This is a genomic window from Acinetobacter ursingii DSM 16037 = CIP 107286 (assembly GCF_000368825.1).
In the GTDB taxonomy this organism is placed as follows: Bacteria; Pseudomonadota; Gammaproteobacteria; order Pseudomonadales; family Moraxellaceae; genus Acinetobacter; species Acinetobacter ursingii.
The window spans coordinates 743,985-758,375 of the sequence record NZ_KB849717.1 but is presented as its reverse complement, the minus strand read 5'-3'; the positions used below and the strand labels follow the sequence as shown (position 1 = coordinate 758,375).

Genomic DNA, 14,391 nt, shown 5'->3' with positions numbered 1-14,391 from the left:
TATTTCATTATGCGGTATCTGTAAAAATACCAATCACTTAGGATTGGTATTCAATATTTTATAAATCAGGACGTGTTAATGGCTTTCTTTTTTAAGAACATAAAGATCAGCCATCGCACCTTCGATTTTATTACCTTCCATATCTAAAGCAGTCGCGGTGTTTTCACCAATAAAGAATTGACGCTGATCGGGTTGAGTATCCAAAACAATTACTGAAGGTTTTTGTTCATCAAATTTAAATGTGCCTTTAGTTTCGATTGGCTTACCATCGCTTTTGCCACCTAGATAAGTTTCTTTTAATTCAAAAGTTTTATCCGCTTTTAATTCGAGCTCTGTTTGGATGCCTTCACAATCCGCACAAGGTAATTTGCCTTTATAATCACCCGCCCAATCTAGAGAGTTTTCAGCTGTATGGGCTGTATCAACAGCCGTTGCTGTTTCAGCAGGAGCGGAGGCAACAGGAGTTTGGTCAGCAGCAGAGGTCGTTGTTTCAGTCTGATTTTCTTTTTTTGAACATGCCACTAATAAAGTACTGGCAATTGCAATCGCAATAAGTGATTTTTTCATATCGATTTATCCAAGTTTTTTTGAATCAGAGATTAGCCTACAAAATTACACGTTCTGTAAATAGTAGCGATATGTAAGCAATTTGAACAAAATCATTGTTTTAGTATCAATTTAGTTGTGTTGTGTAGGCTTTCATCAATTGATGAGGCATCAGTCAGATGTGACACCACCCAAAGATTGGCATGCAGATTTATACAGCTGATATTGCTGTTCAACAACCTCATCAAGCGGCATATCAAACAGGCTTTCCCCTTGCTTATATTGTTCAATATAGTGACTGGCTTTTTGTTTGCTTACTGCTAAAGATTGCTGATGAAAAGTGTTGATATTACTTTGAGGCATCTCATGAACTTCAATATTTTTGCACTGAAAATGTTCAAGCATTTTTTCAGCACGTTTAATTTCACTCGAACTTCCAAGTACGCAGCCGAATAATAAGCTACACGTAGCGATCACCAAGAAAAGTTTCATAAAAATTGAGTGAAAATAAAAGAAGCAAATAGTTTATAAGGATTTTAAAGTAAAAAAGTTGGCATATTTAAAAAAACTGCTTAATTTTTGGCTAATTAAGCAATTTTATCTGGATCGGGAAAAATTAGTTTTTTACCAGACCGCCATCTACCATTAAATTTTGGCCTGTAATAGCACGTGACCACGGCGATAAGAACAGTAAAACAGCATCGGCAAATTCTTGTGGTGTGGTGGTACGTCTGAGCGGAGTCGATGCCGCAATTAAATCAAATACCGCATCAGGTGTTGCTTTACTGGCATCGGTGGTTTGTAGTAAACCACCTGAAAGCATGTTGATATTGATTCCATATTGACCGAGTTCATGCGCACTGGTACGTGTGAAGGCCAATAAAGCTGCTTTGGCAGCAGTATAGTCATGATAGGGCACTACAGGATTTTGTACCAGATTGGTTCCAATATTTACCACGCGGCCGAACTGCGCTGCTTTCATATCCTCAAGTCCAGCTTGTAGGGTATTTATTGCGGCTTTTACAGCGCCTTCAAATTGTTGCTGCATATCGTCCCAATTTAAGTTTTCAATATGCGGACGCGCTTCCCCATTAAATTCAAATTTGATTAATGCATTATTGACTACAGATGTAATTCCATTACCAAAATGATGTTTCGCGGCTTTAAACATTGCTAAAACTTGATCAGCTTGAGTGATATCTGCCTGATAGATCAAAACCTGATTTGGAAATTGTTGTTGCAAATCTTGTGCGGCGTTATGGCTATTGAGATAGTTGACTACAACACGAGCACCTTGTTTGAGTAAAGCTTGAGAAATTGCTAGGCCTAGACCACGCGCTCCCCCTGTCACCAGCACAACTTGTTCTTGAATTTCCATGTCAAATCACTTTTTAGAGAGTACCAAGATGACTTAAGATTAGGAAAAACCCAGTCTGAAATCAAACCTATATTGTTTTAGGATTGATGATAAATAGAGCATATAGTTTGCAAAAGCATCATTTGCAAGTTATTGGTGCAATTTTTGCATTATAAAAATACCCTTCATATTTCGTTATAAAAGGATTGCAATGAATCAACCACAGGACTTTACAGCCCAAAGGTCTAAAGCTTTGTGGTATGCCGAGTTGGAATTAGGATTTAAATATGATGGTCAACGCACCATTATGAGTCATCGTAAACATTATGGTCCTGTTCGGGTGCAAAAAATGCTGTGGCCTGAAAAGACAGGGGTGTGCCATGCCATTATTGTGCATCCACCTGCTGGAATTGCAGGGGGTGATCATTTAACGTTTCAAATTTCTACTCAAGAAAATGCCCATGCGGTGGTGACGACACCTGGCGCAGGGAAATGGTATAAAACCAACGGTAAACAGGCATTTCAACATCTTCATTTACAGGTAAAAGATCATTCGATTTTGGAATGGCTTCCTCAGGAAACCATGCTATTTGATGGTGCCAATGCCCATTCAGAAACCAGTATTCATCTGGATCAAACTGCGAGTTTTATTGGTTGGGATATGTTGGTATTGGGACGACAAGCACGTGCTGAAACTTTTCAAAGTGGGGCGTATGCCAATCAGTTTAAATTGTATCGTGAGCAGAAACTTTTAGTGGCAGATACATTGCGTTTTAAAGGTCAGGATCGTTGGTTATCTTCCTGTTTAGGCATGAATGGCTGTGCGGTCATGGGAAGTTTATGGGCGGTGGCTCCTGAACAATATCGTGCAAGTTTTTATCTAGAACAACACATTGAATTAATCCGTGAATTGATGGTACGTATGAAAGTGCCTGTTAGATTAACGTTATTGGACGATGTGATCTGTGCGCGTTTTTTGGGAGATGACGTGCGTGCGTGTCACGATGCATTTGCAGCTATTCGAGCCAGACTGCGCCGCTACTGGTTTAATCTGGATGAGGAATTTCCGCGTATTTGGCGGACTTGATATATGCTGGATTTAATAAAGTATTTTAGTCATAACACATATAAACAGCTAGATCGCAAATTGTGCATATATTTTGCTTAAATTAAACCATCAAGATTAGGAAGAATTCATGGAACTTAATCCGACCGAAAAAGACAAAATGCTGATTTTTACTGCGGGACTGGTGGCAGAGCGCCGCAAAGCCCGTGGGTTGAAATTGAATTATCCTGAAGCAGTGGCTTTTATTTCAGCAGCTTTGCTTGAAGGCGCACGTGATGGAATGAGCGTGGCTGAATTGATGCATTATGGTACAACGCTTCTCAGTAAAGATGAGGTGATGGAAGGTGTGCCTGAGATGATTGCCGAAGTACAGGTCGAAGCGACTTTTCCTGATGGTTCAAAACTGGTCACTGTTCATCAACCGATCGTATAACAATAAATAAGGAGCACAACATGATTCCCGGTGAAGTGATTACCCCCGATCAAGATATTGAACTCAATGTCGGGCGACAGATGCTAAAAATCAGTGTCGCCAATACAGGTGACCGTCCGATACAGGTGGGTTCGCATTTTCATTTTGCTGAGGCCAATGATGCCTTGCAGTTTGATCGTGAGCAAACTAGGGGCTATCGATTGAATATCGCCGCAGGTACAGCAGTACGTTTTGAGCCGGGGCAAAGCCGTGATGTGGAACTGGTGGCATTGGCAGGTAAACGTGAAGTGTATGGTTTTGCAGGGCGTGTGATGGGCGCATTGGATTAAAAAGATAAAATATTACAGAGAAACTTATTATGAAAATGTCACGACGTGCATACGCTGAAATGTTTGGGCCAACGGTGGGTGATCGAGTTCGTTTGGCGGATACCGAACTATTTATTGAGGTTGAACAAGACTTAACCACCTATGGCGAAGAAGTCAAGTTTGGTGGTGGTAAAGTCATTCGTGATGGGATGGGACAATCGCAACTCTTGGCAGATGAAGTTGCCGATACGGTGATTACCAATGCCTTGATTGTGGATTGGTGGGGTATTGTCAAAGCCGATGTTGGTCTTAAAAATGGCCGAATCTGGAAAATTGGTAAAGCTGGTAATCCTGACATTCAGCCAGATATTACCATTCCACTAGGCGCCGCAACCGAAGTAATTGCAGGGGAAGGGCAGATTCTCACTGCGGGAGGTATCGACACCCACATCCACTGGATTTGCCCGCAACAAGTCGAAACAGCGTTGATGTCTGGTGTGACCACGATGGTCGGTGGCGGCACTGGCCCAGCAGCGGGAACATCGGCAACCACGGTCACACCAGGGCCGTGGCATATTGCAACCATGTTACAGGGTATTGATGATTTACCGATGAATATTGGATTGTTAGGTAAAGGTAACTTAAGTTTGCCCGATCCGATTCGTGAACAGATTAAAGCAGGTGTGGTAGGACTCAAACTGCATGAAGACTGGGGTTCAACGCCAGCAGCTATTGATAACTGTTTAAGCGTAGCAGATGAGTTCGATGTTCAAGTAGCGATTCATACGGATACTTTAAATGAAAGTGGTTTTCTGGAAGAAACGTTGGCGGCATTTAAAAATCGAACCATCCATACTTACCATACTGAAGGTGCGGGTGGTGGACATGCGCCAGACATTTTAAAAGCGATTGGTCAGGCCAATGTTTTGCCATCTTCAACCAATCCGACTCGTCCCTATACCATCAATACCATCGATGAGCATCTGGATATGCTGATGGTGTGTCACCATCTTGATCCAGCAATTGCCGAAGACGTAGCATTTGCAGAAAGTCGTATCCGACGAGAAACCATTGCTGCGGAAGATATTTTGCAGGATTTGGGTGCAATTGCGATGATGTCTTCTGATTCGCAAGCGATGGGGCGTGTCGGTGAGGTGATTATTCGGACTTGGCAAACTGCGCATAAGATGAAAATTCAACGCGGTGCTTTAGAGGGCGATAATGCCACGCATGATAACAATCGGGTGAAACGCTATATTGCCAAATATACGATTAATCCTGCGATTACGCATGGCTTAAGTCATGAAATCGGTTCGGTGGAAGAAGGGAAACTGGCAGATTTAGTGTTGTGGAAACCCGCTTTCTTTGGGGTAAAACCGTCCATGATTATTAAAGGTGGCATGATTGCAGCAGCACCGATGGGCGACATCAATGCCTCGATTCCAACGCCGCAGCCTGTGCATTATCGTCCGATGTTTGGTGCTTATCCGCGTGGCGTGCATAACACCTGTATTACTTTTTTATCACAAGTTGCTATTGAAAATGGTGTGGCTGAAAAGTTAAAACTGAAGAAATTGATTAGCCCCTGTAAAAATACTCGTAATATCACCAAAGCGGATATGAAGCATAATACGTATTGCCCCGTGATGGATGTACATCCTGAAACCTATGAGGTACGTGCCGATGGTGAACTATTGACCTGTGAACCTGCGGATGTATTGCCAATGGCACAACGTTATTTCTTGTTTTGATGATTAAAAATAAGTACGAGGAATTGTATGAAAATCTACACCCAGCGTCTTGATGAAATTGCATCAGATCAAGCCTTTGAAACGGTTGAACTGAGCTTTGATACACGTCAAAAATCACGCTTTCGTGCCACTTTAAGCAACGGCACTGATATTGGTGCGGATTTGCCACGTACTGGCATTTTACGTAGTGGCTCTTTTATTGCCACCAATGAGGGTGAGGTGTTGCGTGTTGATGCTAAACCTGAACAACTGATGCAAGTGACTGCCAAGACTGATTTTGAATTGCTTAAAGCGGCTTATCATTTGGGTAACCGCCATGTGCCATTAATGCTTACTCCTTATGCGCTGTATTTTGAACCTGATCATGTACTGGCAGAAATGGTCGAAGGCTTAGGCTTGCATGTAAAACTGGTCGAACATGCGTTTGAACCTGAAAGTGGTGCATATGCACAACATGCCCATGATCATCGTTTAAGCCCAATTAAGTCCTTGCATCATGTCCATTAATGCAGCGCAATTACTCAAACTGTTGACTTTATCCTCAACGGCTTTACCTGTGGGTGCCTATTGTTATTCTCAGGGAGTAGAAACAGCGATTGAAACTGGGCTGATCCAGAATGAAGCAAGCTGTATGGCTTATTTTGAAGAAGTGCTGGAAATGCTGCTAGTTAGATTTGAACTGCCTGTACTTAAGCGACTGGTGCAATCTTATGCAGATGATGCGCAATTTTTACACTGGGCAAATTTATATAAAGCCAGTCGTGAAAGCAAAGAGCTTTTAGCCGAATCACAGCAGTTGGCATTCTCCTTAAATGCATGGATTAAAGATGTCCTGAAAATGCCCGTTGAGGTGAAAAAGCAATTCGGTTTTGTTCCTGTGTATGCACAACTCTGTGGTCGGTTAGGTTTAAATAAAGCGGATGTTTTGACTGCATATAGCTTTAGTGTACTGGAAAATCAGGTGTTGGCAGCGGTAAAAACTGTGCCTTTGGGGCAGATGAGTGGACAGCGCATTTTATGGCATTTGCATAGCCTTGTACCACAGGCAGTTGAGCAGGCTTTGGCATTACAGGATGATGAACTCAGCAGTGCTTTACCACGTTATGCCATGTTGAGTATGCAACATGAAACGCAGTATTCCAGATTATTTAGATCATAAATGTGGGGGATCTTAGATAGGTTTTTCATCATTATTTGGACTTTCTTTATTTTCTTCCTCAATGAGAATTAAGAAGGCCCAATGAAAGAAATCTAAGATGTTCTCCCAAAAAATTTAACCCAGTTATAGCAATAGGAAATAATTATGACAGAACGTAGTCCTTTACGTGTCGGTATCGGTGGGCCAGTCGGATCAGGTAAAACCGCATTGACCCTTAATTTGTGCCGCGCATTACGTGATAAATACAATATGGCCGTAGTGACCAATGACATTTATACCAAGGAAGACTCAAACTTTTTAACCCGCAATGAGGCGATGTCTCCAGACCGTATTGTGGGTGTAGAAACAGGTGGCTGTCCGCATACTGCAATTCGTGAAGATGCTTCGATTAATCTGGCTGCAATAGATGATTTATGTGAAAAGTTTGATGGTTTGGAATTGATCATCATTGAAAGTGGTGGCGATAATCTGGCGGCGACCTTTAGCCCAGAACTCTCTGATTTGACTTTATACGTGATTGATGTTGGTGGTGGTGAAAAGATTCCACGTAAAGGCGGACCTGGCATTACCAAGTCTGATTTGCTGATTATTAACAAGACCGATCTTGCACCTATGGTCGGGGCAAATCTGGATGTGATGGAGCAGGATGCCAAACGTATGCGTGGTGAAAAACCATTTTTATTTTCAAATATGAAAACTGAAGATGGACTTAATCAGATCATCGAATTTATTGAAAAACAGGGCTTATTTAAAGCTTAAGGAGGCGCTATGCGCGCATTCAACAAACACGTGTTAGCTATGGTTTTTGGCTTTTTACCAATGATGGTGATGGCACATCCTGGGCATGATCAGATGCATGTGGGTTTTTGGGAAGGTCTGATTCATCCATTTACGGGACTTGACCATCTGGTGATGGCGATTGGTTTTGGTGTTTTGCTCTGGACAGTTGCTAAACAATGGCGAGTCTTGGGGATATTGGGTTTAAGCCTAAGCTTGGTAGTTGGTTTTGTTTTAGGCGCTAATCAGATTGTACCTGCCAATATGACTGAATATGGCATTGTTGCTTCGCTGATAGTGTTAGCCGTGTCGTTATGGAGCAAATCCTATCGTGTTTTACCCCTAGCTGCGGCATTAATGGCGAGTTTTCATGGCATGGCGCATGGTGTTGAGCTTGCGCCACAAGGTCATGTGGTCGGATTGGTATTAGGCATGATTTCTGGTATGGCAATCCTCTATGCGCTAGGACTTGGCTTGGGTGAATTGATCAATCGTTATGTCCCTTATGGACGTAAGATCATGGCAGGATTGGCTGCGATTGTTGCTGTGATCGGCTTAACTTAGTCGTTTGTATTTATTCAAGTTTAAAGGTAGCGTATGCTACCTTTTTTATTGGTTGTTTTCATCAGATCATGGGTTTTCAGTACATCATTTTGGGGTTGTTGGTCGTCGGTGGAATCACATGCTTATCCAATGTTTATGCCTATGATTTTTTTGCAAAAAATAACCCAGAACAGATTGTTGATGAGCAGCATCATCCTGAAAATACCGATCTGAATCAAATCCAAAAACATCTAGCTGAGCAGCACGATCAAGAAGAAAATGATTATGAAATCCTGAAAAACCCTTTTTATTCGAATGAACGGATCAACATTTATAATTACACCGCCTATAATACCGATGCCTTAAAAAATAAAATGATCAATGCTGGCTCAGAGCATATCAGTGCCCATGATTTATCCATTTCATTTGGTTATGGGATGACTTATAAAATTAATGCTGATCATAAAATCGGTTATGAATATATTTCGAGTTTTCCTTATGATCGTGGTCAATTGATTCGTATTTTCTGGATTTGGTCTTTTTAAGATTGTAGTTAAATTTATTTACCGTTTTAACAGAAGAGATAACGAACAAGCATACATTGCTTGTCTTTTCTTCAAATTCATTGATGTGGTTTCAGGCAGACTGATTGGAGTTTGAGAGGCAATGCGGTGACTGAGAATGAAAAAATTTCGTTCCATACTCTTGGTTATACTGAGTCTATTGGGATGTATGTTGAGTGTTCCGATTCAGGCACAAATCAGTTTGCCTAGTGCTAATTTATCGCCGATTTATCATATACAACATTGGAGCTTACAACCTCAACAGCAAAATGACGATGATGATGTACGTGAGCGCCGTGAGGAAGAAATAGTGCGCGATATACGCGCCGTTCGTTTAGATCGTCCACAATAAATTAAATGTTAAATCACAGTTGAAATCACTAAAAATGTACCTGAGGCAAATAATAAAGACAGCACGATATGCTTAAATTGTTTTTCTGAAACTTTATAAAATAGCTGTGAACCCAAGATTGCAGGAATGGTGACGCTGATCATTAATACCATAATATACGGCCATTGATTGAGCTGTACCGTTCCCTGAAATATATAAACTGCAAAAGTAAAAAGCTGAATCGCAAAATTAAAATGCCTGAGAATGTATCGTTGTTCAATTTTATTTAAACCCTTGAGCATCACCCATGCAGAGGGTAAAGATCCACAAAAACCACCGAGTCCACCTAATACACCACCCAAAAAGCCAATCACTGCATCAATTTTTTTGCCTAAGCGTTTTAATGACTTAAATTCTGGAGCTAAGTACATGACAGGGCACCAGATCAGCAAAAAAACACCTAAAATCAGTTTAAATGTTTCCGCATTGATCTGATGTAAAAGATAACTTCCTAAAGGAACGCCAATTAAACCTGCGAGGATATAAGGAATAACCAGAGAGATACCAAGCTGATGTGGACGTTCCTTACTTAGCGCAATGATATGACACCAAAGGGAAGCAAACACCACCAATGGAGCAGCAAGTTGAGGTGGCAAAGCCCACACCCAAAAAGACATGGCGACCAGTGCAAAGGCAAAACCTGTCAGGCCCTGAATAAAACCTGCAATACACGCACCGACTAAAAACAATGACCATGATTGCATAGCTGTTTTATCTCATTTTCTATAAGAATAAATTATGTTTTTTGGAAAAGTCCTGCGCGAACGGTGCCTGCTTTAGTGGATTTGACTAATTGCCATGAAGCGGGAAGTTGTAGCTGACGAAGATCACGATCCGCTTCGACATAAATATAGGCCTGATCTTTTAATAGCGGATCTATCAAAATAGAAAGTTCTTGCCAGAGTTCCAGCGCATAGGGTGGATCAAGAAAGACCACATCAAACTGTTGATTAAGTTTGGGTAAGATGTGCTGTGCAGTCGCCACTTTTAATTCACAATGCTGTGCATTGAGAAGCTGAATATTTTGTTTGAGTATTTTAGCCTGAGTTGAATCAGGTTCAATCATCAAAACAGAACTCGCGCCGCGCGACAAAGCCTCAAATGCTAATGCACCTGAACCTGTGCAGACATCTAAAACCGTAGCATTTGGAATATCCCACATTAACCAGTTAAAGAGCGTTTCACGGACACGATCAGGTGTAGGGCGTAATCCATTTATACTCGCAAAAGGTAATACACGACGTTTCCATTCACCGCCAATAATTCTGAGCTGATTTTTCATTATTCAGTCACCTCAGCGTTATTGGCAACAGGGGTTACAGACGATGCGGGCGTATTTTGTAGTGTTTGCTCAGGTTTTTTCTTATTTGGATTAGCATTAGGATCCGCTTCAAGTAAAGCACCACTTGGAAGCTCGCCCGGCTTAATGCCAGCGGTCATTAAACCGCCACTGATTTGATGATTTGCGGGACGAATCTGTTCTTTTTTACGATTGACCAACCAATAATCAAACACAGGCTTGGCAAGTTGAGCGGCTGAACCACCGTGACGACCATTTTCCCACACCACAGCAATGGCAATTTCAGGATTCTCAGCAGGGGCAAACCCAACAAATAAACCATGATCCAGTTGGCGCTGTGTCAGTATCGATTCGTTATAACTTTTACCCTGTGCAATACTCTTAACCTGAGCTGTACCTGTTTTTCCTGCAATTTGATAAAGCGGTGTACGAATCCCACGACCTGTACCTGATTGCACGACATCAATCATGGCATCGCGCATGTTAAGCCAGTCTTGTTCGGTACCATTAAAATTAATCTTTCCATCAGGCGCATTATGAACTTCATATTTTTTTGCACCACGTGTGGCACGTAATACATGCGGCGTGACATGTGCACCATGATTGGCGGTAATTGCAGTTGCCATCGCTAACTGAAGTGGGGTCGCTGTAAACGCCCCCTGACCAATACTGACGGAAATGGTTTCGCCTTTTAGCCACTTACTTTTGCGGGTACGCATCTTCCATTCAGGGCTTGGGTATAAACCAGTACTTTCACTGGGTAGATCAACCCCAGTTTTTTCACCGAAACCAAATTGGCGCATCCAGTCATTCATACGCTCGATGCCCATTTGGTAGGACAGTACATAAAAATAGGTATCGCACGATTGAATAATGGCTTTGTGCATATTGACTACACCATGACCTGTTTTTTTCCAGTCACGGAATTTATGCGAATCGCCAGGAAGATGGAAATAACCCGGATCATTAATGGTGGTTGCCCAATCGACTAAACCATAGTGAATGCCACCCATCGCTTCCATGGGCTTAATGGTGGATCCCGGTGGATAAGCACCTTGAACTGCACGGTTATAGAGGGGCTGATCCAGATTATCACGTAGAGCACTATAATCTGTACTGCTAATGCCTGTAACAAAGAGGTTAGGATTGAAACTTGGACTTGACACCAGTGCCAGAATTTCACCAGTACGCGGATCGATTGCCACAATTGCACCACGTTTATCTGCCAGTTGTTCGGCAGCAACCACTTGTAAACCATAATCTATAGATAAATATAAATCATTGCCACGAGTCGATTCTTTGCGACCTAAATGTCTGAGTACATTACCATGAGCATCGGCTTCGATCGATTCATAACCGGGAGTTCCATGTAGCAAATCTTCGTAGGTTTTTTCTACCCCGATTTTTCCAATCAGGTTGGTTCCTGCGTAAATATCACTATTAATTGATTTTAATTCTTTGTCATTAATTCGTCCGACATAACCAATCACGTGCGCAAATAAATCGCCATGTGGATAATAGCGCGTCATTTGCGTTTCAATGCGCACCCCGGGGAATTTGTATTTCACTTCACTGAATTTGGCGATATCAGTTTCAGTCAGATTCAGCTTAATTGAAACCCGTTCAGTTTTACGTGCAGTTTTGATACGCGACTTAAAGCGGTCTACATCTTCTTGGGAAAGATTTAAAATGGGGATCAGTTGTGCAACTGTACCATCCATATCTTCAATATCTGCTTTACTTAGCGTTGCCGTAAATACAGGGTAATTATCTGCAAGCAAAACGCCATTGCGGTCATAGATATATCCCCGCGCGGGTGCAAGAGGCTGTAAGCGGATACGGTTTTTATCAGAAGCCGTTGAAAACTCATCGTAATGTACAATTTGCAAATAAGCATAACGACTTAAGAGCAATAACAAACAGCAGCAAACCAGTCCAATGGCAAAAAAGATTCGCCCTCGATAAATGCGCTTTTCTTGCTGATTATCTTTTAAAGGAAAGTGCTGTTTCATACCTAACTGACTTGACAAAGCAGACCACAAAAATAGCCGACAAGTTTAACCCATTCGTCGTCAGAATTTTGGATATTTTTAAATTATTCACGAAATAAATTTAGTGACGTTTTTTGACCTTGTAGACATTAAAATTGTAATGTGCTGTATATAAGAACGAAAATAATTCTGTTAAAGTCACCAAACGGATGAGCGGAATCCCCTAAATCAGATAATTAGGGACACATGGAGAAAATAATGAAAAAAATATATCCCTTGGTCATGCTTCTTGCACTTAGTCAGTTTACCTATGCCGATGACAGTCGTTTTAAACCTGAAGCAAAACTTACCGAGGGAAGTGCATCAACATGGAATGCAGGTGCTGGCTTTACACAAAAGCTAGTCCATCTAAATGGTGAATGGGTCAATCCTTATGGCATTGCCTATGCAAAACTGGGTGCTTATCTCAATAATGACCATAATGTGGGTGGACAGATTGGATTTAGATATCCTTACTATCTGACTGGCGTAAACAAAAATGGTTATTATTTTGGCGTTTATGCAGGGTCAATCGAAAGCAAAGAAATTGATGGTGATGATAAAACCCGTTTAGGTGGCGGTGTGGATCTTGCTTACGTCTGGTTGGATAAAGAACGAATTAGTACCTTTAGTGTCGGTATTGGCACTGGAGAGAAGTTAAAGAATGCCAATGGTGATGTGGTGGCTGATATCGAACCTAAATTACAAGTTTCCTATACCTTAAGTATTGGTTTGTAGTGTTTAATCATAGCTTTAAAAAATGTAAAAGCCCATAAAGTAGAACGAAATATGAGAGTAATGGATGTTAGATTACGTCAGTGAATTATGGCAAACCTTTTTGAACCGACCTGATCATCTGGCGGTCTTGAGTATTATCCCTGTAACTGCATTTGTGACGTGGGCGCACGTGTGGATGGCTTTAAAAATGGTATTTTACCCAATTACTTTTTGGGGCTTTCATCTAGGGCCGATACCCGTAGGTTGGCAAGGCATTGTTCCACGCAAAGCGGGTCGTATTTCTGGCATTATTACCGATAATACTTTATCCAAATTAGGTTCGTTACGTGAATTTCTGGAAGCAATGGATCCAGAAGATATGGCAAGAATCATTGGTGAACAGGTGGGATTTGAACTTGAGCATCTGATTGATGAAGTCATGATTGATCGTAATGCTGTACTTTGGGAAAACCTGCCTTATTCCATTAAACGTCGTATCTATGCTCAAGCACATAAACAATTACCAGGTGTATTAAAAGAATTAGTGACTGAGCTGACCATGAACGTCGAGTCACTTGTGAATATGCGGGAAATGGTGGTCAGCCAGATGGAAGGTGACCGTCGTTTAATGGTACGTATGTTCCTAAAAGTCGGTCAAAAAGAAATCAATTTTATCTGGCATATTAGTGCATTGATTGGGATGTTTTTTGGTGTGTTCCAAATGCTGGTCTGGTTTCTGGTACCGTGGCACTGGACGGTACCTTTCTGGGCTGCAATCTGGGGCTTTTTAACCAACTGGATCGCGATCTGGATGGTGTTTAACCCAATAGAACCGCACTATGTACGCTATCCACAGTTTTTCCGTTTAACCCAAGATCGTAAGTTTCCATGGATTGTTCCCATCCTGCCGCGCATTGGCACCTACAATGTTCAGGGTGCTTTCATGAAGCGTCAGGAAGAAGTCTCGGATGTCTTTGCCAGTGTCGTGACAGAAGATTTGATTACACTCAAATCCATCATGACTGAAATGATGTATGGCCCTAAGAAAGACAAAACCCGTCGAATTGTCAAGCGGCATATTAATGAAATTATGGAAACTCCATTGGTAAGAACTTCATTACAACTTTCCTTGGGGCCGCGTGAATATGCTAAACTTAAGACAGACTTGATTGATCGATCAATTGAAATTACGATGGTGCCTGTATGCGACCCTGCGTTTAATGCAAGCCGCGCACAGAAAATATTTCAAATGTTTCGAGATCGTATTCGTGAACTAACACCGAAAGAGTTTCAAAATCTATTGCGCCCTGCCTTTCAGGAAGATGAATGGATTTTGATTGTGTTAGGTGGGGTCACAGGTTTTGTTGCTGGTACGATCCACTTATTTGTTGCTTTCTTATAATTTAATTAGATGTTGGTAGGTATGGTCTATACAACCATAGTCCAAGAC

Annotated in this window: 18 protein-coding genes; 12 read left to right on the top strand and 6 right to left on the bottom strand. The window is 41.6% G+C overall.

Translation table 11 applies throughout. The features are described 5' to 3' along the window. Positions 1-75 precede the first annotated feature (75 nt). From F944_RS11115 to F944_RS11105, 3 genes are all read right to left on the bottom strand, one after another. Positions 76-567 carry a copper resistance protein NlpE gene (locus F944_RS11115; protein WP_004990548.1) on the bottom strand — a complete coding sequence of 164 codons (492 nt, stop codon included), beginning with the start codon at positions 565-567 and terminating at the stop codon, positions 76-78. Between the two features lie 150 nt (positions 568-717). Beyond that, positions 718-1,038 carry a hypothetical protein gene (locus tag F944_RS11110; protein WP_004990542.1) on the bottom strand — a complete coding sequence of 107 codons (321 nt, stop codon included), beginning with the start codon at positions 1,036-1,038 and terminating at the stop codon, positions 718-720. Positions 1,039-1,162: 124 nt separating this feature from the next. After that, a complete protein-coding gene (locus tag F944_RS11105; RefSeq protein WP_004990539.1) occupies positions 1,163-1,924 on the bottom strand; it encodes a 3-oxoacyl-ACP reductase in 762 nt (253 codons plus the stop codon). 190 nt (positions 1,925-2,114) lie between these two features. Here F944_RS11105 and F944_RS11100 point away from each other — a divergent pair, with 190 nt between their 5' ends. The 10 genes from F944_RS11100 to F944_RS11055 all read left to right on the top strand — a co-directional run bounded on the left by F944_RS11100 (position 2,115) and on the right by F944_RS11055 (position 8,855). Further along, a complete protein-coding gene (locus F944_RS11100; protein ID WP_004990536.1) occupies positions 2,115-2,990 on the top strand; it encodes an urease accessory protein UreD in 876 nt (291 codons plus the stop codon). Between the two features lie 109 nt (positions 2,991-3,099). Then, complete coding sequence (ureA, locus tag F944_RS11095; protein WP_004990533.1) at positions 3,100-3,402, top strand: urease subunit gamma; 303 nt, start codon at positions 3,100-3,102, stop codon at positions 3,400-3,402. Positions 3,403-3,422: 20 nt separating this feature from the next. After that, entirely contained in the window at positions 3,423-3,731 is a 309-nt protein-coding gene (locus tag F944_RS11090) for an urease subunit beta (RefSeq protein ID WP_004990530.1), read from the top strand. A gap of 29 nt (positions 3,732-3,760) precedes the next feature. Next, positions 3,761-5,461: an urease subunit alpha gene (gene ureC, locus F944_RS11085; protein WP_004990527.1), complete on the top strand. Its 1,701-nt coding sequence runs from the start codon at positions 3,761-3,763 to the stop codon at positions 5,459-5,461. A 27-nt stretch (positions 5,462-5,488) separates the two neighbouring features. After that, positions 5,489-5,968: an urease accessory protein UreE gene (gene ureE, locus F944_RS11080; RefSeq protein ID WP_004990525.1), complete on the top strand. Its 480-nt coding sequence runs from the start codon at positions 5,489-5,491 to the stop codon at positions 5,966-5,968. Then, positions 5,958-6,620 carry an urease accessory protein UreF gene (locus tag F944_RS11075; protein ID WP_004990523.1) on the top strand — a complete coding sequence of 221 codons (663 nt, stop codon included), beginning with the start codon at positions 5,958-5,960 and terminating at the stop codon, positions 6,618-6,620. Before ureE ends, F944_RS11075 begins: the two co-directional genes overlap by 11 nt. Before the next feature lie 144 nt (positions 6,621-6,764). Then, positions 6,765-7,379 carry an urease accessory protein UreG gene (ureG, locus tag F944_RS11070; protein ID WP_004990520.1) on the top strand — a complete coding sequence of 205 codons (615 nt, stop codon included), beginning with the start codon at positions 6,765-6,767 and terminating at the stop codon, positions 7,377-7,379. 9 nt (positions 7,380-7,388) lie between these two features. Next, complete coding sequence (locus tag F944_RS11065) at positions 7,389-7,961, top strand: HupE/UreJ family protein (RefSeq protein ID WP_004990516.1); 573 nt, start codon at positions 7,389-7,391, stop codon at positions 7,959-7,961. Between the two features lie 68 nt (positions 7,962-8,029). Next, positions 8,030-8,485: a hypothetical protein gene (locus F944_RS11060; protein ID WP_004990514.1), complete on the top strand. Its 456-nt coding sequence runs from the start codon at positions 8,030-8,032 to the stop codon at positions 8,483-8,485. Between the two features lie 136 nt (positions 8,486-8,621). Next, positions 8,622-8,855 (top strand): hypothetical protein, encoded by a 234-nt coding sequence (locus tag F944_RS11055; RefSeq protein WP_227546584.1) that lies wholly within the window; start codon positions 8,622-8,624, stop codon positions 8,853-8,855. An 8-nt stretch (positions 8,856-8,863) separates the two neighbouring features. On the opposite strand, the gene F944_RS11050 is transcribed toward F944_RS11055, so the two are convergent. From F944_RS11050 to mrdA, 3 genes are read right to left on the bottom strand one after another with little or no spacing between them, the layout of a single operon-like run. After that, entirely contained in the window at positions 8,864-9,598 is a 735-nt protein-coding gene (locus F944_RS11050) for a sulfite exporter TauE/SafE family protein (protein ID WP_004990509.1), read from the bottom strand. 32 nt (positions 9,599-9,630) lie between these two features. Beyond that, the gene (gene rsmD / locus F944_RS11045) at positions 9,631-10,176 is read right to left on the bottom strand and encodes a 16S rRNA (guanine(966)-N(2))-methyltransferase RsmD (RefSeq protein WP_004990505.1); all 546 of its coding nucleotides are present in this window, start codon (positions 10,174-10,176) and stop codon (positions 9,631-9,633) included. Further along, positions 10,176-12,206, bottom strand: coding sequence for a penicillin-binding protein 2 (gene mrdA / locus F944_RS11040; RefSeq protein ID WP_004990502.1), 2,031 nt, complete (start codon positions 12,204-12,206; stop codon positions 10,176-10,178). Before mrdA ends, rsmD begins: the two co-directional genes overlap by 1 nt. A gap of 237 nt (positions 12,207-12,443) precedes the next feature. Here mrdA and F944_RS11035 point away from each other — a divergent pair, with 237 nt between their 5' ends. After that, entirely contained in the window at positions 12,444-12,962 is a 519-nt protein-coding gene (locus F944_RS11035; protein WP_004990499.1) for a hypothetical protein, read from the top strand. Between the two features lie 64 nt (positions 12,963-13,026). Further along, a complete protein-coding gene (locus F944_RS11030) occupies positions 13,027-14,343 on the top strand; it encodes a DUF445 domain-containing protein (protein WP_004990497.1) in 1,317 nt (438 codons plus the stop codon). Positions 14,344-14,391: the final 48 nt, after the last annotated feature.